Annotated in this window: 15 protein-coding genes; 6 read left to right on the plus strand and 9 right to left on the minus strand. The window is 66.4% G+C overall.

Annotated elements, in window-relative coordinates:
* The first annotated feature begins 13 nt into the window (after positions 1-13).
* Both Q0O97_RS11380 and infB read left to right on the plus strand, forming a co-directional pair.
* On the plus strand, positions 14-631 hold the full coding sequence (locus Q0O97_RS11380; protein WP_294929050.1) for an RNA-binding protein: 618 nt from the start codon (positions 14-16) through the stop codon (positions 629-631).
* An 8-nt stretch (positions 632-639) separates the two neighbouring features.
* Positions 640-3,180, plus strand: a complete 2,541-nt coding sequence (infB, locus tag Q0O97_RS11385) for a translation initiation factor IF-2 (protein ID WP_294929054.1) — start codon at positions 640-642, stop codon at positions 3,178-3,180.
* Positions 3,181-3,296: 116 nt separating this feature from the next.
* Here the strand turns inward: infB and Q0O97_RS11390 are convergent, their stop codons facing one another.
* The 4 genes from Q0O97_RS11390 to Q0O97_RS11405 form a co-directional block, all read right to left on the minus strand.
* Positions 3,297-3,425 (minus strand): hypothetical protein, encoded by a 129-nt coding sequence (locus Q0O97_RS11390; protein WP_294929056.1) that lies wholly within the window; start codon positions 3,423-3,425, stop codon positions 3,297-3,299.
* A gap of 122 nt (positions 3,426-3,547) precedes the next feature.
* Entirely contained in the window at positions 3,548-3,946 is a 399-nt protein-coding gene (locus Q0O97_RS11395) for a (deoxy)nucleoside triphosphate pyrophosphohydrolase (protein WP_294929059.1), read from the minus strand.
* 48 nt (positions 3,947-3,994) lie between these two features.
* A complete protein-coding gene (gene argJ, locus Q0O97_RS11400) occupies positions 3,995-5,377 on the minus strand; it encodes a bifunctional glutamate N-acetyltransferase/amino-acid acetyltransferase ArgJ (protein WP_294929062.1) in 1,383 nt (460 codons plus the stop codon).
* A gap of 3 nt (positions 5,378-5,380) precedes the next feature.
* A complete protein-coding gene (locus Q0O97_RS11405; RefSeq protein WP_294929065.1) occupies positions 5,381-6,208 on the minus strand; it encodes a peptidylprolyl isomerase in 828 nt (275 codons plus the stop codon).
* A gap of 207 nt (positions 6,209-6,415) precedes the next feature.
* Between Q0O97_RS11405 and secA the strand changes: the two genes are divergently transcribed.
* On the plus strand, positions 6,416-9,130 hold the full coding sequence (gene secA, locus Q0O97_RS11410; protein ID WP_294929068.1) for a preprotein translocase subunit SecA: 2,715 nt from the start codon (positions 6,416-6,418) through the stop codon (positions 9,128-9,130).
* Here the strand turns inward: secA and Q0O97_RS11415 are convergent, their stop codons facing one another.
* Complete coding sequence (locus tag Q0O97_RS11415) at positions 9,131-10,078, minus strand: LysR family transcriptional regulator (protein WP_294929070.1); 948 nt, start codon at positions 10,076-10,078, stop codon at positions 9,131-9,133.
* Between the two features lie 116 nt (positions 10,079-10,194).
* Between Q0O97_RS11415 and Q0O97_RS11420 the strand changes: the two genes are divergently transcribed.
* Positions 10,195-11,562, plus strand: coding sequence for an aspartate aminotransferase family protein (locus Q0O97_RS11420; RefSeq protein WP_294929073.1), 1,368 nt, complete (start codon positions 10,195-10,197; stop codon positions 11,560-11,562).
* Between the two features lie 33 nt (positions 11,563-11,595).
* Here the strand turns inward: Q0O97_RS11420 and Q0O97_RS11425 are convergent, their stop codons facing one another.
* Together Q0O97_RS11425 and Q0O97_RS11430 are read right to left on the minus strand one after the other, a co-directional pair.
* Positions 11,596-12,846, minus strand: a complete 1,251-nt coding sequence (locus tag Q0O97_RS11425; protein ID WP_294929076.1) for a hypothetical protein — start codon at positions 12,844-12,846, stop codon at positions 11,596-11,598.
* Positions 12,847-12,960: 114 nt separating this feature from the next.
* Positions 12,961-13,647 (minus strand): YoaK family protein, encoded by a 687-nt coding sequence (locus tag Q0O97_RS11430; RefSeq protein ID WP_294929079.1) that lies wholly within the window; start codon positions 13,645-13,647, stop codon positions 12,961-12,963.
* Positions 13,648-13,778: 131 nt separating this feature from the next.
* Between Q0O97_RS11430 and Q0O97_RS11435 the strand changes: the two genes are divergently transcribed.
* Positions 13,779-14,801, plus strand: coding sequence for an LLM class flavin-dependent oxidoreductase (locus Q0O97_RS11435; protein WP_294929082.1), 1,023 nt, complete (start codon positions 13,779-13,781; stop codon positions 14,799-14,801).
* 19 nt (positions 14,802-14,820) lie between these two features.
* On the opposite strand, the gene putA is transcribed toward Q0O97_RS11435, so the two are convergent.
* Positions 14,821-18,219, minus strand: a complete 3,399-nt coding sequence (putA, locus tag Q0O97_RS11440) for a bifunctional proline dehydrogenase/L-glutamate gamma-semialdehyde dehydrogenase PutA (protein WP_294929085.1) — start codon at positions 18,217-18,219, stop codon at positions 14,821-14,823.
* Between the two features lie 113 nt (positions 18,220-18,332).
* On the opposite strand from putA, the gene Q0O97_RS11445 reads away from it, so the two are divergent.
* A complete protein-coding gene (locus Q0O97_RS11445; protein WP_294929087.1) occupies positions 18,333-18,791 on the plus strand; it encodes an Lrp/AsnC family transcriptional regulator in 459 nt (152 codons plus the stop codon).
* A 102-nt stretch (positions 18,792-18,893) separates the two neighbouring features.
* Here Q0O97_RS11445 and Q0O97_RS11450 read toward each other — a convergent pair.
* The coding region (locus Q0O97_RS11450) for a S1 RNA-binding domain-containing protein (RefSeq protein WP_294929090.1) at positions 18,894-19,260 on the minus strand (367 nt) is incomplete at its 5' end.

The raw sequence follows: 19,260 nt of genomic DNA on the forward strand, positions 1-19,260 counted from the left end.
CGGACGAACCGGAATGACACGCGGGGGCCGGATCAAGGACCGCGAGACGCCCGAACGGCGCTGCCTCGTCACCGGCGAGGTGGGGCCGAAGGCCGGGCTGATTCGCTTCGTGGCCGGACCCGATGGCATGGTGGTGCCGGATCTGGCGGAAAAATTGCCCGGCCGGGGCTTCTGGGTCACGGCCGAGCGCACTATATTGGAAAAAGCACTGGCAAAGGGCCTGTTTTCGCGCGGTGCGAAGGCAAAGGTCGGCGCCCCGGACGACCTCGTTCAGATGATCGAGGACGGGCTGGCAAGGCGCGTTGTCGGGCTGATTTCGCTTTGTCGCAAATCCGGCGACGCGGTTGCCGGGTTTGAGAAGGTCAAGGACTGGCTGGCACAGGGCCGCGCAAAGGTGCTGCTGCAAGCCTCGGACGGGTCGGAACGCGGCAAGGGCAAACTGTGGACCCCCACCGGGGGCCGCTGGTTCGGCTGCCTGACCGCATCAGAATTGGGTTTGTCCTTTGGGCGCGATCATGTCATACACAGCGCGCTTGCGCCGGGGGGCCTGACCGACAGCGTGATCAGGGACGCAAGCAGGCTGACAGGCCTGCGCGGGCATGACGGCGGGACGACCGCCGGGAAGGATTGAAGATCGGAATGAGCGATACTGACGGAAAGAAACCCCTGGGTCTTGGTGGCGGCCGTTCGGGCCATGTGAAGCAAAGCTTCAGCCACGGCCGGACCCATAATGTGGTCGTCGAGACCAAGCGCAAGCGCGTCGTCGTGCCCGGCAAGTCCGGCGCGGCGGGCGGTGGCGCGCAACGTTCCGGTTCTGGTTCTGCGGTCGGGGGCGATCCGGCCCGTCGTCCGGCGGGCATCTCGGATGCCGAAATGGAACGCCGCCTCAGCGCCCTTCGCGCCGCCAAGCAGCGCGAGGTCGAAGAGGCCGCCCAACGCGAGGCCGAGGAAAAGGCCCGCGAGGAAGAACGCGAACGCCGCCGCGCCGAGATCGAGGCGAAGGAACGCGAGGAACGCGAACGCGAGGAAGCCCTCAAGGCCAAGGCCGAAGAGGACGCCCGCCGCGCCCGCGAGGCCGAGGTCCGCGCACAAAAGCGCGAGGAAACCCGCGCCAAGCCCGCCGAAAAGGCCCCGGTCGACCGCGCCGCAGCCGAAGCCGCCGCGTCGCGGGCCGAGACGAAGGGCGTCTCGACCGCCGCCCCCGCCCGCGCCAAGACCGAACGCGAGCGCGACACCCGCACCGACGACCGCGACAGCCGCGGCAAGGCGCGCGGCGACCAGGGCCGCCGCACCGGCAAGCTGTCGCTGAGCCAGGCTCTTGCCGGCGAAGGCGGACGCCAGCGCAGCCTTGCGGCGATGAAACGCAAGCAGGAACGCGCACGCCAGAAGGCGATGGGCGGCGGACAGCGCGCTGAAAAGCAGGTGCGCGACGTGCAACTGCCCGAGGCGATCATGGTCTCGGAACTGGCCAACCGCATGGCCGAACGCACGCCCGACGTCATCAAGTCGCTGATGCGGATGGGCATGATGGTCACTGCCAACCAGCCCATCGACGCCGACACCGCCGAACTGGTGATCGAGGAATTCGGCCATCGCGCCGTCCGCGTCTCGGACGCGGATGTCGAGCAGGTCATCGACACGGTCGAGGACAAGCCCGAGGATCTGCGCCCGCGTCCGCCGGTCGTCACGATCATGGGTCACGTCGACCACGGCAAGACCTCGCTTCTGGATGCGATCCGCAACGCCAACGTCGTTTCGGGCGAGGCGGGCGGCATCACCCAGCATATCGGCGCCTATCAGGTGAAGGCGGCGAACGGGGCGGTGCTGAGCTTCCTCGACACGCCGGGCCACGCGGCATTCACCAGCATGCGCGCGCGCGGTGCCCAGGTCACGGATATCGTGGTGCTGGTCGTCGCCGCGGACGACGCGGTGATGCCGCAGACGGTCGAGGCGATCAACCACGCCAAGGCCGCCGGTGTCCCGATGATCGTGGCCATCAACAAGATCGACAAGCCCGCCGCCGATCCGCAGAAGGTCCGCACCGACCTGCTGCAACACGAAGTCGTGGTCGAGGCCATGTCCGGCGACGTGCAGGATGTCGAGATTTCGGCCAAGACCGGGCAAGGGCTGGACCAGCTTCTGGAAGCCATCGCCCTGCAAGCCGAGATCCTCGAACTCAAGGCCAACCCCGGTCGCGCGGCGCAAGGCGCGGTGATCGAGGCGCAGCTTGACGTGGGCCGCGGCCCCGTCGCGACGGTCCTGGTCCAGAACGGCACGCTGAAACGCGGCGATATCTTCGTCGTGGGCGAACAGTGGGGCAAGGTCCGCGCGCTGATCAACGACAAGGGCGAGCGGGTGAACGAAGCCGGTCCCTCGGTCCCGGTCGAGGTGCTTGGCCTGAACGGCACGCCCGAGGCGGGCGACGTGCTGAACGTCGTCGAGACCGAAGCGCAGGCGCGCGAGATCGCCGATTACCGCATCCAGCAGGCCAAGGACAAGCGTGCTGCCGCCGGTGCCTCGGTCACGCTCGACCAGATGCTGGCGCAGGCCAAGGCGAACGAATCCGTCGCCGAACTGCCCGTTCTGATCAAGGCCGACGTGCAGGGTTCCGCCGAGGCCATCGTCCAGGCGCTGGAAAAGATCGGCAACGACGAGGTGCGCGTCCGCGTGCTGCATTACGGCGTCGGCGCGATCACCGAATCGGATATCGGCCTGGCCGAGGCCAGCAAGGCCCCGGTCATCGGCTTCAACGTCCGCGCCAATGCGCCCGCGCGCAACAGCGCCAACCAGAAGGGGGTCGAGATCCGCTATTACTCGATCATCTACGATCTGGTGGATGACGTGAAAGCGGCGGCCTCGGGCCTGCTGTCCGCCGAGGTGCGCGAAAACTTCATCGGCTATGCCGAGATCAGGGAAGTGTTCCGCGTCTCGGGCGTGGGCAATGTCGCGGGCTGCCTGGTGACCGAAGGCGTCGCGCGCCGTTCCGCCGGTGTCCGCCTGCTGCGCGACAACGTGGTGATCCACGAAGGCACGCTGAAAACCCTGAAGCGCTTCAAGGATGAGGTCAAGGAGGTCCAGTCCGGTCAGGAATGCGGCATGGCCTTTGAAAACTATGACGATATCCGCAAGGGCGATGTCATCGAGATCTTCGAGCGCGAAGAGGTCCAGCGCGAGCTGTGACCCCTCGAACCGGGAAAGGCGCCTTCGGGCGCCTTTTCTATCGGGCAATGATGCAGCAAAAAGGGGCGCCGATCCGGCGCCCCGACAAGTTTCAAAACCTGCAAATCGTTGCGAATTCAGGCAGCAACCGGCTTGCCTTCATAGGTCTTTGCGCCCACCCGAACGACGATATTGCCATTCGCAGTCTGCCGTTCGAACACGCCCTGGACAGAAATACAGCTTCCGATCTTGATCGTGCGAATCATGCCCATCCCTCCCTCAAAAAAAGTGCATCTATAAAGCGCCATATAATCAGGCAAATGTTAACCAAATATGAACCACCAGCCGAAAAAATCCGGCTGGTGTTGCAATTTATCGGGATGTGGCGCTAAAGCCATTCGCGCAGGATGGGAATCAGCGGCAGATCGGCGGGGGGCATGTCGTAGCTTGTCAGTTCCGACGCCCACGCCCAGGCAAGGCGCTGTCCCTCCATCGGGGCAACGATGCCGTTCCAGCGCCGGCAGGCGAAAAGCGGCATCAGCAGGTGGAAATCATCATAGCTGTGGCTGGCGAAGGTCAGGGGGGCAAGGCAGGATTGCCATGTCTCGATCCCCAGTTCCTCGTGCAGTTCGCGGATCAGCGCGGCCTCGGGGGTTTCGCCCGGATCGACCTTGCCGCCCGGAAATTCCCACAGGCCCGCCAGCGACTTGCCTTCGGGGCGCTGCGCCAGAAGGACGCGGCCATCGGGGTCGATCAGCGCGACGGCCGCGACAAGGACGATTTTCATCTGCGCGTCTCCGACACGATTTTCATCTGCACGTCTCCGACATGGCCTTCACGAGCGATAATCCGCATTGATGTCGATATAGCCATGCGTCAGATCGCAGGTCCAGACGGTGCGCGCGAACGCCCCCAGACCCAGGTCGACCGCCAGCAACAGCTCGTCCCGGCGCATGTATTCGGACGCCATCGCCTCATCGTAATCCGGGGCGCGCCAGCCGTTTTCGGCCACCACCATGTCGCCGAAGCGGATGGTCAGCCGGTCGCGGTCGGCCTGTGCGCCGGACTTGCCCACCGCCATGACGACGCGGCCCCAGTTGGCATCCTCGCCCGCGATGGCGGTCTTGACCAGCGGCGAATTCGCGATCGCCATCGCCACCTTCTGCGCATCCGGGCGGCTGGCCGCGCCGGTCACGCGGACCTCGACGAATTTCGTCGCGCCCTCGCCATCGCGGACGACCTGCTGGGCCAGGTCCAGCATGACCCCCCGCAGCGCCTTGACGAAGGCGCGCGCGGGCTTGCTGCGCATGTCGGTGATCGGCGCGGCGGTCGAGCGGCCCGTCGCCGCCACGATCAGCGCATCCGAGGTCGAGGTGTCGCTGTCCACCGTGATCGCGTTGAAGGTGTCGTCCACCTGCTGCGAGACGATGCGTTGCAGCGCGGCGGGCGCAATTGCGGCATCGGTGAAGATATAGACCAGCATCGTCGCCATGTCGGGCGCGATCATGCCCGAACCCTTGGCGATCCCCGCGATACGGATCGGCCCGCCCTGCCCCTCGACGGTGGCCGAGGCGCCCTTGGGGAAGGTGTCGGTCGTCATGATCGCCCGCGCCGCGCCCGCGATGCCCCCCGCGTCCAGCTTGCCCGCCAGGTCGCCCAGGATGGCGGTGATGCGCTCATGCGGCAGAGGCTCGCCGATCACGCCGGTCGAGGACGAAAACACCCGCGATTGCGGCACGTCCAGCGCATGGGCGGCGGCTTGGGTCACCGCATCGACGCTGGCCTGCCCCGCCGCGCCGGTAAAGGCGTTGGCATTGCCCGAGTTCACGACGATTGCCGCGCCGCCTTGCGTGTCCGCGCCCGCAGCCAGCTTGGCCTGACAATCCAGCACCGAGGCCGCACGGGTCGCCGAGCGGGTGAAGGCCCCCGCGATGGCCGCGCCGGGCGCGATGCGGATCAGCGTGACATCGGTGCGGCCCTTGTATTTGACCCCCGCCGCCCCGGACGCGAATTCGACGCCCTCGATCACCGGCAGGTCGGGGAAACGTGCGGGCGCCAGTGGCGACACCTTGGGCGAAGCCTTTTGCGGCACGGGCTGGACGGCGCTGGCATCCGCCACCGGGGCAGCCTGCGCCTTCAGCTTTTTCAGCCGCCGCTTGAGTTCCTTGACCTTGTCGGCGTCCGACAGCTTCTTCAGTTTCTTGTCGCCCTTGGCCATGTCTTACTGCTCCAGCAGGTCGGTGTTGTTCAGAAGCGCGGGGTCCAGCCCCTCGGTCTGTTCGACGGTGGCTTCATCCACGGCCTGCTGGATCAGCGCCTCGACCCGTTCACGCCGGACCTGAACGGCCAGTTCCTCGCGGACCTCATCGAAGTCGGGGGCCTCGACCTGGCGGGTTTCGTTCAGCCGGATGACATGCCAGCCGAATTGCGTCTGGATGGGATCCGAGACCTGGCCGGGTTCCAGCGCGACGACGGCCTGCGCGAAAGGTTCGACCATCTGCTGGGGCTGGAACCAGCCCAGGTCACCCTTGTTGGCGGCGGAATTGTCGGTCGAGTTCTGCTCGGCCATCTCGCCGAAATCGGCGCCACCCGCGATTTCATCGGCGATGGTGCGGGCCTCGTCCTCGGTCTCGACCAGGATATGGGCGGCCTGATATTCCAGCGCCGGCTCGGTGTCTCCGCCAAAGATGCGGTCGTAGACCCCGCGCAGTTCGTCCTCCGAGGGGTCGGACAGCGCGATTTCTTCCAGCGCGGCACCGGCCAGATAGGCGCGGCGGTCGATTTCCAGCGCGGCCTTGTCGCGGGCGGTCATGTTGCCCTCGCGCAACTGCCCCACGGCGGTCTGGCGGACCATCTGGTCCAGCATCAGGTTCCACAGCGCCTCATCGGGCATGTTCGAGGTCGCGTCCTGCGCCAGCCCTTCCTTCATCGCCAGCATCTGCCCCAGGGTGATGGGTTCGTCGTTGACGGTGGCGACGACGGTGTCGGCATCCTGTGCAAGCACCGGCCCCGCGGCCAGCAAGGCAATCGCCAGAATTGGTCTGAACATCTTAATCCCCCTTCTCGGGAAAGGCCGGCCCACGGCAAGGTGAGAAGGCGCAAGCGTTGACAGTCAGGCGGGCGAGGCATACATCCGGCGCAACCGATAATGCGCGCCCGCCGCCGTTACCGGCCCATTAGATAGGGCAAGGGGAACGGTGCGGGCAAGTGGCCGAAAGGCGCAGCGCATGCCAGATACAGGAATTTGAAAGCTCACATGCTCGGCTTCGGAACATTGGCCAAAAAGGTCTTCGGCTCGCCCAACGACCGCAAGATCAAGGCAACCCGCCCCATCGTCGCGAAAATCAACGCATTGGAACCGCAGTTCCAGGCGATGTCGGACGAGGACCTGATCGGCAAGACCCGCGAATTGCAGGGCCGCGCACAATCGGGTGAGTCGCTGGACAAGCTGTTGCCCGAGGCCTTCGCCAACTGCCGCGAAGGCGCGCGCCGCGCCCTTGGCCTGCGCGCCTTCGACGTGCAACTGATGGCGGGCATCTTCATCCACGAAGGCAATATCGCCGAGATGAAGACGGGCGAGGGCAAGACCCTCATGGCCACCTTCCCCGCCTATCTGAACGCGCTGGCGGGCAAGGGCGTGCATATCGTCACGGTCAACGACTACCTGGCCAAGCGCGACGCGGACTGGATGGGCAAGGTCTACGCCCAGCTTGGCCTGTCCACCGGCGTCGTCTATCCCCACCAGCCGGACGAGGAAAAGCGCGCCGCCTACCAGGCCGACGTGACCTATGCCACCAATAACGAGCTTGGCTTCGACTACCTGCGCGACAACATGAAGAACACGGTCGAGCAGATGGTCCAGCGCGGCCATTTCTTCGCCATCGTCGACGAGGTGGACAGCATCCTGATCGACGAGGCGCGCACGCCGCTGATCATCTCGGGTCCGGCCCAGGACCGCTCGGAGCTTTACCGCCAGTTGGACCAGTTCATCCCGCTGCTGTCGGAAGAACATTACAAGATCGACGAAAAGACCCGCAACGCCACCTATACCGAGGAAGGCAACGAGTTCATCGAGCAGACCCTGCTGGAGGCAGGCGTCCTGCCGCAGGGCCAGACGCTCTACGATCCCGAATCGACCACCATCGTCCACCACATCAACCAGGCCCTGCGCGCCCACAAGCTGTTCCAGAAGGACCAGCATTATATCGTGCGCGACGGCGAAATCGTGCTGATCGACGAATTCACCGGCCGGATGATGGCGGGCCGCCGCCTGTCGGACGGGCTGCACCAGGCGATCGAGGCCAAGGAACGCGTGAACATCCAGCCCGAGAACGTGACGCTGGCCAGCGTGACCTTCCAGAACTATTTCCGGCTTTACGACAAGCTGGGCGGCATGACCGGCACCGCCGCGACCGAGGCCGAGGAATTCGCCGAGATCTACAAGCTGGGCGTGGTCGAGGTTCCCACCAACCGCCCCATCGCCCGGATCGACGAACACGACCGCGTCTATCGCACCGCGACCGAGAAATACCAGGCCGTGATCGAGGCGATCAAGGAAGGCCATGCCAAGGGCCAGCCGATCCTCGTCGGCACGACCAGCATCGAGAAATCGGAAATGCTGTCGAAGATGCTGGACAAGGAAGGCATCAGACACAACGTCCTGAACGCCCGCCAGCACGAGCAAGAGGCCTATATCGTCGCCGAGGCGGGCAAGCCCGGCGCCGTCACCATCGCCACCAACATGGCCGGTCGCGGCACCGACATCCAGTTGGGCGGCAATGTCGACATGAAGGTGATGCAGGCGCTGGACGCCGATCCCGACGCCAACCCCGATGATCTGCGCAGCCGGATCGAGGCCGAACATGCCGCCGAGAAACAGGCCGTGCTGGACGCGGGCGGGCTGTTCGTGCTGGCCACCGAACGCCACGAAAGCCGCCGGATCGACAACCAGCTTCGCGGCCGCTCGGGGCGGCAGGGCGATCCGGGGCGCTCGCTGTTCTTCCTGTCGCTGGAAGACGACCTGATGCGCATCTTCGGCTCGGAACGGCTGGACAAGGTGCTGTCCACGCTTGGCATGAAGGAAGGCGAGGCCATCGTTCATCCTTGGGTCAACAAGTCGCTGGAACGCGCCCAGGCCAAGGTCGAGGGCCGCAACTTCGACACCCGCAAGCAGTTGCTGAAATTCGACGACGTGATGAACGACCAGCGCCGCGCGATCTTCAGCCAGCGCCTTGAAATCATGCATGCCGAGGATGTCGGCGACATCGCCGCCGACATGCGCGACCAGGTCGTCGAGGACATGGTGGCCGAGTTCATGCCCGAGAAATCCTATGCCGAGCAATGGGATATCGACGGGCTGAAGGCCGCGACCGTGGACCGGCTGAACATGGACCTGCCGATTCAGGACTGGGCCACCGAAGATGGCGTGGACCAGGAGGTCATGCGCGAACGCATCGGGCAGGCCGTGGACGAATACATGGCCCAGAAGGCCGAGCAGTTCGGTCCCGAATCCATGAACCAGATCGAAAAGCAGATCCTTCTGCAACAGATCGACGCGAAATGGCGCGAACATCTGATTACGCTGGAGCATCTGCGCTCGGTCGTGGGCTTCCGCGGCTATGCGCAGCGCGACCCGCTGTCGGAATACAAGACCGAAAGCTTCCAGTTGTTCCAGTCGCTGCTGGAAAGCCTGCGCACCGCCGTCACCCAGCAACTGGCGCGCATCCGGCCCCTGACGGACGCCGAGCGTGAGCAGATGCTGCGCGAATATGCCCAGCAGCAGGCCGCCGCACAAAAGGCCATGCAGGCGCAGCACGAAGGCGGGTCCGACGACGGCCAGCCCCGGCCCGAAGGCCAGGCTGAGGGCTTTGTCGAAAGCGATCCCTCGACCTGGGGCAACCCCTCGCGCAACGACCCCTGCCCCTGCGGCTCGGGGCTGAAGTTCAAGCATTGCCACGGGCGGCTGGCCTGATCAGGCAGTCGGCGGCTGGCCCTGCGCGGCCAGTTCCTCGACGATCATGGTGCGAAAGATCGAACTGCCCAACCCCAGCGGGCGGGCGCGGCGATGGATCAGGCAGCACTGGTTCACCGTCCGCTCGCCGCTGACGCGCAATTCGCGCACCGCACCGCGCTGGACCCAACTGCGCGCGAATGCGATCGGCATGATTCCCAGGTAGCGCGACGACAGCACAAGGATCATCCGCGACAGGATCGTGGGCGCATGGGCCGTGATCGACAGCCCGCGCAGGAACTGGGAAAAGCCCTGCTCCTGCGCCACTTCGGCGGCGACGAAGGCGTGGCGGCACAGCTCGTCATAGGTGATCCCGGCATCGTCGCGGTCGAACAGCGGGTGACCCGCGCCGCAGAAAACGCCCATCTCCTCGGTGCAGACGGGAAGGGATTCCAGCGCCTCGTTCGTGCGGATCAGGGCGGTGAAGCCAAGGTCGGCCGAGCCTTCCAGAACCGCGCGATAAATCTGGTCGGGCGAACTCATGCGGATGTTCAGTTTCATCATGGGATAACTGTCGCTGATCCGCGCCACTGCCCGCGCCAGCGGATCGCCGAATTCAAAGACAAAGCTGTCGTCGGCCAGCAGCGTCACCTCGCCCTCAAGGGTCCGGGCGGCGGCGCCGACGAAATCGCTGAAACGCCCGATCTCGCCCAATAGCTGGATCGCGGCGGAATGGACCATGCGGCCCTGATCCGTCAGCCGAAACCCCGAGCGCCCGCGCTCGCAAAGGCGCAGTCCAAGGCGTTGCTCCAACCGGCTGAGGCCAAGGCTGATGGCGGATTTGCCCTTGCGCAGCCGCCCCTCGGCGGCGGTGATGCCGCCCGCCGCGACGATCTGGACGAAATCGCGCAGCCGGGCGATATCGGCATCGGACAGGTTGCCGCGAAAGGGCGTCCGGGACTGGTTCATGCGCCGCACCTTTTTGCCCAAGGTTTGCATTACGTCAAACTCTGGTCAAGCATTCCGCTATCGAACCCGCCCCATCCGCCGGGCTATGCTGACCCACGGCCCTCAAGGAGCATCCCATGAACGACCTGATCAATTCGCCCGACGCGCGCGACATCCGCCACCACTTCCACGCCTATACGAATGCCGAACGCCACAAGGAAGTCGGCCCCATGATCATCGAGGACGGCGAGGGCATCTATGTCACCGACAACGAAGGCCGCCGCTATATCGAAGGCATGGCCGGGCTGTGGAGCGTGGGCGTCGGCTTCAAGGAACCGCGCCTGATCAAGGCCATCGCCGACCAGGCCCAAAAGTTGCCTTTTTATCACAATTTCACCCATAAGAGCAACACCCCCGCCATTGACCTGGCCGAGCGCCTGATCGGGATCGCCCCCGTCCCGATGAGCAAGGTCTTCTACACCAACTCGGGTTCCGAGGCGAACGACACGGTGATGAAGATGATCTGGTATCGCGCGAACGCGATGGACAGGCCGGAAAAGAAAAAGCTGATCTCGCGCCATCGCGGCTATCACGGGGTCACCATCGCCTCGGCCAGCCTGACGGGGCTGCCCAACAACCACAAGTCCTTTGACCTGCCCATCGACCGCGTGCTGCACACGATGGCGCCGCATTACTGGAAGGAAGGCCGCGACGGCGAATCGCCCGAAGATTTCGCCACCCGCTGCGCCGATGAGCTGGAAGCCCTGATCCAGCGCGAAGGCCCCGAGACCGTCGCCGCCTTCTGGGCCGAGCCGGTCATGGGCGCGGGCGGCGTCGTCGTGCCGCCCCCGACCTATTACGAAAAGATCCAGGCCGTGCTGGACCGCCACGACATCCTGTTCGTCGCCGATGAGGTCATCTGCGGCTTTGGCCGCACGGGCCGGATGTTCGGCAGCGAAACGATGGGCATCCGTCCCGACGTAATCGTGATGTCCAAGCAGATCACATCCAGCTACATCCCCTTTTCCGCGATCATGCTGAACGAACGCACCTATGACCCGATCGAGAAGGAAAGCGGCCGCATCGGCACCTTCGGCCACGGCTTCACCGCGGGCGGCCATCCGCTTGGCGCGGCGGTGGCGCTGGAAAACCTGGCCATCATCCAGGAACGCGACCTGGTCGCCAATGCGCGCGACGTGGGCGCCCATCTGCTGGACCGCCTGCACGGGCTGGCCGATCATCCGCTGGTCGGCGAGGTGCGCGGCATCGGCTTGATCGCCGCCGTCGAACTGGTCGAGGACAAGGCCCGCAAATCCGTGACCACCCCCGGCGTCCTTGGCGCGCAGATGAACGCGGCCTTGCAGCGCAACGGGTTGATTTCGCGCAACATGTATGACGCGCTGGCCTTCTGTCCGCCGCTGATCATCACCCGCGCGCAGGCCGACGACATGTTCGAGATCTTCGCCCGCTCGCTGAAGGAAATCGAGGCCGAACGGGCCGCATGACGAAAGGGGGCGGGCAGGCCCGCCCCGCAGCGCCTATTCGACCCGCACGAACTGGTCGAACACCAGCGAGACCGGGCGCACCGGCGTCGCGCCCTCGCCCGAGGCGCCGGTATTCGTCACCGCGACGTGATACTGCCCCGGCTCCAGCAGCACCGGGCCGACGCGGGCGTCCAACCCGCTGCCGTGATCGTCATTTTCGGCCAGCACCTCGCCCCGCGCCGAAAACAGCGCCAGCGCCGGGTCCGCCCCGGCGAGCGAGCCATAGGCGCCGATGATCATCACCGAGGCCCGGTCCACGCGGAAGCTGAACCATTTGGCTTCGCCGCCCAGCAGCAGGGCATGCTGGCGCACCCCCGCAAGATCGACCTGGGTGACGGGATAATCGCTGCCGGCGGGGGGCACCATCGTTCCCGCGCGCCATTCCCGCGCCAGATATTCCCCTTCGTCCAGCAACCGGGCCGAGACCTCGATTTCGCCCTCATCCCCGCCAAAGGATGCGACGCCGATGCAATATTGCCCCGCAGGCAGCGCCGGGATCATGTCCAGCCGCGCGTTCAGCCCGTCGGCATCGTCGTTTTCGCCGATCTGGCGCCCCTCGGCGTCGAAAAGCGCCATCTTGGGGTCCACGTCGTCCGATCCGGCGCGCAAGGTCAGCGCCGCAGGCTCGGACAGGGTAAAGCGCAGGTAGCTGACGGGGCTGGCCGGTGCCGCTGCCGCCACGTCGCCCCCGGCCAGCGCCGCGTTCAGCGGGCCGTCGGCAAGATCCAGCGCCTGGGTGTCGGGCGTGCAGGCGGCGATCGAGCCGTCGCCCCGTTCCGCCAGCAGCGGGGCGTGATCCGCGGCGCGACCGATCTGGACCGTGGCGTTCAGCGCCTCATCCGCCCAACCCCGGACGCGCAGGCAATACTCGCCGGGGTTCAGCGTGGGTTCGATCCGCGACGAAAGCGTGCCGGCGGCATCGTCGTTTTCGTCGATCACATCGCCTTGCGCATCCAGCAGGGCGATAGTCGAATCGCCGCCATCCAGCGCCTCGACCTCAAGCCGCAGGGGCTGGGGCTGTTCACCGCCGACGCGGAAAGCGTAATAGCGGGCCTCGCCCCCGCCGCCCGGCAATTCCAGCGCATCGGCAAGCGGTGCATCGGCCCCGGCGATGTCGGATGCCTCGGGCGATTCGCCGATCCACGAGGCGGCATGGGAACCGCAGGAAAACCCCTCATCCGCCGAAACGGCCTGATCCTGCGCCAGCGCCGGTCCCGCAACCGTCAGAATCGCGCAAAAAGTCATTGTTCCCAGCCGCGCAAGGATCATCGGAAAAGCCCCCCTCGAAAAATGAAATCTACCTGAATGATTTACACCCGGCGCGCGGCTCTGCAACGTGGAATTCGCCTTTGCGTGACGTCAATTCAGGGTGGTCCGGCTGTCCTCGCTCCAACCAAGGGCCAGCAGGACGGCGACCATCCCCGCCGCCGCCATCAGCGAGGCCATCAGCCCCAAAAGGTGCCAGACCGCCGCCCCGATGGCGACGCTGCCGATAAAGGCCAGCCAGGACATCGCATAGACCATCGTCTGCGCCAGATCGCCCCGCCCGGCCAGCGCGCGGCCCAGGCCCTGCCCGAAGCTGACCACCGCGCCGGTCAGGAACGTCCGCCCGATGATCGCGCCCGAAACCGTCAGGAAACAGGCGTTCTGCAAGCCCATCGCCGCCGCGACAATCAGCATGGTGGGCTGGGTCCAGCCGGTTGCCAGCAAGGCGCAGGCGGCGGCCAGCAGGGCGATCTCGAATTGCAACACGCGGCGGATGACATGGCGCGCGCGCACGCTGATGAAGCCGCCCAGCGCCGCGCCGACCAGGAAGGCCCCGATGATGCGCGCGCTCAGCCCCACCACGGCCAGGTCGCCATTGGCGATGGCCGTGCCAAGGCGGGTGGTGTTGCCGCTCATGAAGGATACGAACAGGTTGTTCAGTTCGGCAAAGCCGATGGCGTCCAGATAGCCCGCAACCCCCGTCAGCCCGGTCGCAAAGGCCAGTTGCCGCGCCGTCCTGTGATATTCCCTGCGCCGAAGCCCTGCCTTCCGATCCGCCATCAAGCTGCCACCCCTTTTTTGCGATGGCCGCAGCTTGCCCCAACCCCGCGCGGAAAGTCGAGCCACCCGGCCCTTGGGAAAGCCGCCCGGTGCGCCTAAGTATCCTTGCGACATGCATCATGAGGCGCAAGATGAAGAAACTGGGCTTTTTATCCTTCGGCCACTGGTCGTCCGGCCACGGTTCGCAGACCCGCACCGCCGCCGATACCCTGCTGCAATCCATCGAGCTTGCCGTCGCGGCCGAGGAAATGGGCCTGGACGGTGCCTATTTCCGTGTCCACCACTTCGCGCGCCAGCTTGCGTCCCCCTTCCCGCTGCTTGCGGCGGCGGGCGCGCGCACCAGCCGGATCGAGCTTGGCACCGCCGTCATCGACATGCGCTATGAAAACCCGCTGTATATGGCCGAGGATGCGGGCGCGGCGGACCTGATCGCGGGCGGGCGGCTGCAACTGGGCATCAGCCGCGGCAGCCCCGAGCAGGTGATCGACGGCTGGCGCCATTTCGGCTATCAGCCCGCCGAGGGCGAAACCGACGCCGACATGGCTCGGCGCCATGCACAGGTCTTTCTGGACGTGATCCGGGGCGAGGGCTTTGCCGAACCCAACCCGCGCCCGATGTTTCCCAATCCGCCGGGCCTGTTGCGGCTGGAACCCCATTCACCGGGCCTGCGCGACAGGATCTGGTGGGGCGCCTCGTCGAATGCGACGGCGGAATGGGCGGCGAAGATGGGGATGAACCTGCAAAGCTCGACGCTGAAGGACGACGAGACGGGCGAGCCGTTCCACATCCAGCAGGCCCAGCAGATCCGCGCCTATCGCAAGGCCTGGGCGGATGCGGGGCACGACCGTCAGCCGCGCGTGTCGGTCAGCCGCTCGATCTTTGCGCTGGTCAGCGACATGGACCGCGCCTATTTCGGGCATGACGCGAAAAGCAGCGACCAGATCGGCTATATCGACCAGAACACCCGCGCGATCTTTGGCAAATCCTATGCCGCCGAGCCGGACCGGCTGGTCGACCTGCTGCGCGGGGACGAAGCGATCGCCGAGGCCGATACGCTGCTGCTGACCGTGCCCAACAGCCTTGGCGTCGATTACAACGCCCATGTGCTAAGCACGATCCTGACCCATGTGGCCCCCGCGCTTGGCTGGCGCTGAGGCGGCGCTGGCCGCCTGATCACCCCGCCAGCAGCGCGGCGTTTCCGCCTGCTGCGGTTGTGTCCACGCACAGGTGGCGTTCGTGGGCGATGTGGGCGAGGTCGGGCATGGCGGTGACCAGTTGCACGATCTCGCCATCGCGTTCGGCCAGGGCCTGTGCATAGGCGCGGCCCTGCGCCTCATCGCCCCACCACAGCACCGCCGACAGGTGCGGCAGGCGTGTCAGCGCCTCGGGGGGCAACTCGCCATCGGCGGCAACGGCATGGCCGCCAAGCGCCTGCACCGCCGCCGCCTGCGCCGCTGCGGCCTCGGCGCCCGGCCCGAGGCACAGGACCGGCGGGCGGGTGTGCGAGGTCAGGCGGTTCAATTCGCCCGTGGGACCGGGCATCAATTGTTCGTCGATCTTGCGGGGCGTGGCGGCGGACAGGGCGTCGCGCAGCCGGGCCTCATCGGCCCGACCCTGCCATGTGCCGGCAAGGGCGACAGGCGCGGCGGGCGCGAAGAAGCGCGGCACATAGCGCGGCCCGCCCGCTTTCGGCCCGGTCCCCGACAGCCCTTCGCCCCCGAAGGGCTGGCTGCCCACCACCGCGCCGATCTGGTTGCGGTTGACGTAGATATTGCCGACATGGATGGCGTCGGACACCTCTTGCACGCGGCTGTCGATGCGGCTGTGCAGCCCGAAGGTCAGGCCGAAGCCGCGCGCATTGATATCGGCGATCACCTTGTCCAGCTCATCGCCCCGGAAGGTGGCGACATGCAGGACCGGGCCGAAGATCTCGCGTTCCAGATCGTTGATGCCGCCGACCTTCAGCATCGTCGGCGGGATGAAGAAGCCCCGCGACGGCACGTCCAGCTTGTGCAGCACGCGATTTGCATTGGCCGCGATATAGTCGCCGATCTCGCGCTGCGCGCCGGGGTCGATCACCGGGCCGACATCGGCGGACAGATCCCACGGATCGCCTACCCGCAATTCGTCCATCGCGCCCTTGATCATCTGGGTCAGATGCGGGGCCACATCCTCTTGCACATAAAGGCAGCGCAGCGCCGAACAACGCTGGCCCGCCGAGCGGAAGGCCGAGTTCACGATATCGCGCACCGCCTGTTCCGGCAGCGCCGTCGAATCCACGATCATCGCGTTCAGCCCGCCGGTTTCCGCGATCAGCGGCGTGCCGGGGGCGAGGTTCGCGGCGATCGTCTTCGCAATGGTCTGCGCGGTCCCGGTCGAGCCGGTAAAGACCAGCCCCGACACCCGTGCGTCCGAGGTCAGCGCCGTGCCGATCACGCTCCCCCGGCCCGGCAGCAATTGCAGCGCCGCTTTCGGCACGCCCGCCTGATGCAGCAGCCCCACGGCATAGGCGGCGATCACCGGCGTATGCTCGGCGGGCTTGGCGATCACCGCGTTGCCCGCCATCAGCGCCGCCGCGATCTGGCCGGTGAAGATCGCCAGCGGGAAATTCCACGGGCTGATCGCGCCGACAATGCCGCGCGGGGCGTCCGTGCGGGCCTCGCCCTCGGCGGCGTAATAGCGCAGGAAGTCCACCGCCTCGCGCAGTTCCGCCACCGCGTCGGGCAGGGCCTTGCCGGCCTCACGCGCGAGGATGGCGAAGATCGGGCCGAAATGCGCCTCGTAAAGATCGGCGGCGCGGCGCAGCGCCTCGGCGCGCTCGGGCGCGGGGGCGTCCCAGATGCGGGCGTCGTCGATGGCGCGGGTGGCGGTCTCGGCATCCGCCATCAGCACCTGCGCGATCTTTTCGCCGGTGGCCGGGTTCAGCACGTCCTGCATCTTGCCCGTGGGTTCCGAAACGGTCAGCGGCAGCGCATCGGGTATCGCCACGTCGCGGGCGGCGTAGATCCGGGCCAGCGCCTCCTCGTCGCTCAGGTCAAAGCCCATCGAGTTCGGACGCGACGTCCCGAACAGCGCGGACGGCGCCACCAGCCCCGAGGGCGGGCGGGCATCGCTCAGCGCGTCAAAGGGATCGCGGGCGACCTCTTCGGGGCTGACCGATTCGTCCACGATCTGGTGGACAAAGCTGCTGTTCGCGCCATTTTCCAGCAAGCGCCGCACCAGATAGGCCAGCAGGTCGCGATGCGCGCCGACCGGCGCATAGATGCGGCAGCGGCCCCTGCTGTCGTTCAGCACGATGTCGTGCAGCCGCTCGCCCATGCCGTGCAAGCGCTGGAACTCGAAACGCACATCGCCCGCCATTTCCAGGATCGCGGCGACCGTATGGGCGTTATGCGTGGCGAATTGCGGATAGATGCGGTCCGCGTAGCCGATCAGCTTGCGGGCATTGGCGATATAGCTGACATCGGTGGCAACCTTGGTCGTGAACAGGGTGAAGCCGGGCAGCCCCTCGACCTGCGCATGCTTGATTTCCGTGTCCCAATAGGCGCCCTTGACCAGACGCACCATGATGCGCCGGTCCTCGCGCTCGGCCAGCGCATGCAGCCAGTCGATCACCGCGCCCGCGCGCTTGCCGTAAGCCTGCACCACCACGCCGAACCCGTCCCAACCGGCCAGCGAGGGGTCCGACAGCACCGCTTCGATCACACGCATCGAGATCACCAGCCGGTCCTGCTCCTCGGCGTCGATGTTCAGCCCCATGCCCGCCGCCTTGGCCGCCTGCGCCAGCCGCAGCACCACCGGGACCAGTTCGGCCATGACGCGGGCTTCCTGCGCGACCTCGTAACGCGGATGCAGCGCGGAAAGCTTGATCGAGATGCCGGGATTGTCCTCGACCGAGCCCTTGTCGCAGGCCTTCGCGATCGCCGCGATGGCGTCGGAATAGGCGCGGTCGTAACGCGCGGCATCGGCGGCGGTCATCGCCGCCTCGCCCAGCATGTCGTAGCTGTAGGTAAAGCCCTGCGATTCGCGCTGGCGGGCGCGGTCCAGCGCCTTCCCGATGGTCTCGCCCAAGACGAACTGCCGCCCCATCTCGCGCATGGCGCGGGTGACGGCGCTGCGGATAACCGGCTCGCCCAACCGCCGGATCGCACCGCGCAGGGTGCCCGCGATGCCGGGCTTGGAATCGTCCAGCACCTTGCCCGTCAGCATCAAGGCCCAGGTCGAGGCATTGACCAGGCTCGACGACGCCTCACCCAGGTGCCTGCCCCAGTCGGAAGGCGCGATCTTGTCCTCGATCAGCGCGTCGATGGTCAGGCGGTCGGGCACGCGCAGCATCGCCTCGGCCAGACACATCAGCGCGACGCCCTCGCGTGTGGACAGCCCGTATTCGGCAAGAAAATGCTCCATCAGCGAAGGCTTCGCCTCGGCCCGGATCCGCCGCACGAGACCCGCCGCGCGGGCGGTGATCGCGGCGCGGGCCTCGGGCGAAAGCGCGGCATCGGCGATCAGCCGATCCAGAAGCGCGCGCTCATCGGCGAATTTCGCCTGCGTGGAAAACTCGGACAACTGCATGGCACACCCCCTTGGATACTGCCCCCAGCACTAATGCAAAATCACTGGACCATGTGACCAATTACTGGCCATTATCCAGCCCAAAGGAACATTATTCAGGTAAATCTCAGACTATGGAACTCGACACGACCAATCTCAAGATCCTGCGCGAACTCCTGCGCAACGCCCGCATCCCCCTGACCGAGCTGGCCCGCAAGGTCGGCCTCTCCAAGACCCCCGTGGCGCTGCGCATGCGCCAGCTCGAGGAAATCGGCCTCATCACCGGCTACCGCGCGATCCTGTCGCCGCTGAAACTGGGCCTGACCCACGTCACCTATGTCGAGGTTCGCCTGTCCGACACCCGCCAAGGGGCGCTCGAAGACTTCAACAGGGCCGTCCGCACCATCCCCCAGGTCGAGGAATGCTACATGATCGCCGGAGGCTTCGACTACCTGCTCAAGATCCGCTCGCAGGACATGGCCGACTACCGCCGCATCATGGCCGAAAGCATCTCGACCCTGCCCCACCTGCACGCCACGACCAGCTTCGTCTCGATGGAGGCCGTCGTCGAACAGAACTGGACCGCCATCTGACCGCCCGCTTTCTTCATCATGAAAATACCCTCGGGGGGAAGGCCGCAGGCCGCGGGGGGCAGACAGCCCCCCGTGCGACCGCGAAACCGGCGATCCGCGCGCCTATTTGCGCCGCATCGCATCCATCAGCGCCGCACCCAAGGCGCTGCCACCTCCGCCCCGCACATCCTGCCCCTGCCGCGCCCGCGGCTGGCCACCCTTCGGCGCGGACCCGCGCGGCAGCGCCTCACCCCCGTCCTTGCGCCCCCCGTCCTTGCGCCCCTCGTCCTTGCGCCCCCCGTCCTTGCGCCCCCCGTCCTTGCGCATCGACAGGCCGATGCGCTTGCGGGCGGGATCGACCTCGGTGACGCTGACGCGGACCACATCGCCGGCCTTGACGACCTCATGGGGGTCCTTCACGAAACGGTCGGCCAACTGGCTGATATGGACCAGCCCGTCCTGATGCACGCCGATATCGACGAAGGCGCCG

Origin of the sequence: uncultured Paracoccus sp. (assembly GCF_945915435.1) — a bacterium.
Taxonomy (GTDB): domain Bacteria; phylum Pseudomonadota; class Alphaproteobacteria; order Rhodobacterales; family Rhodobacteraceae; genus Paracoccus.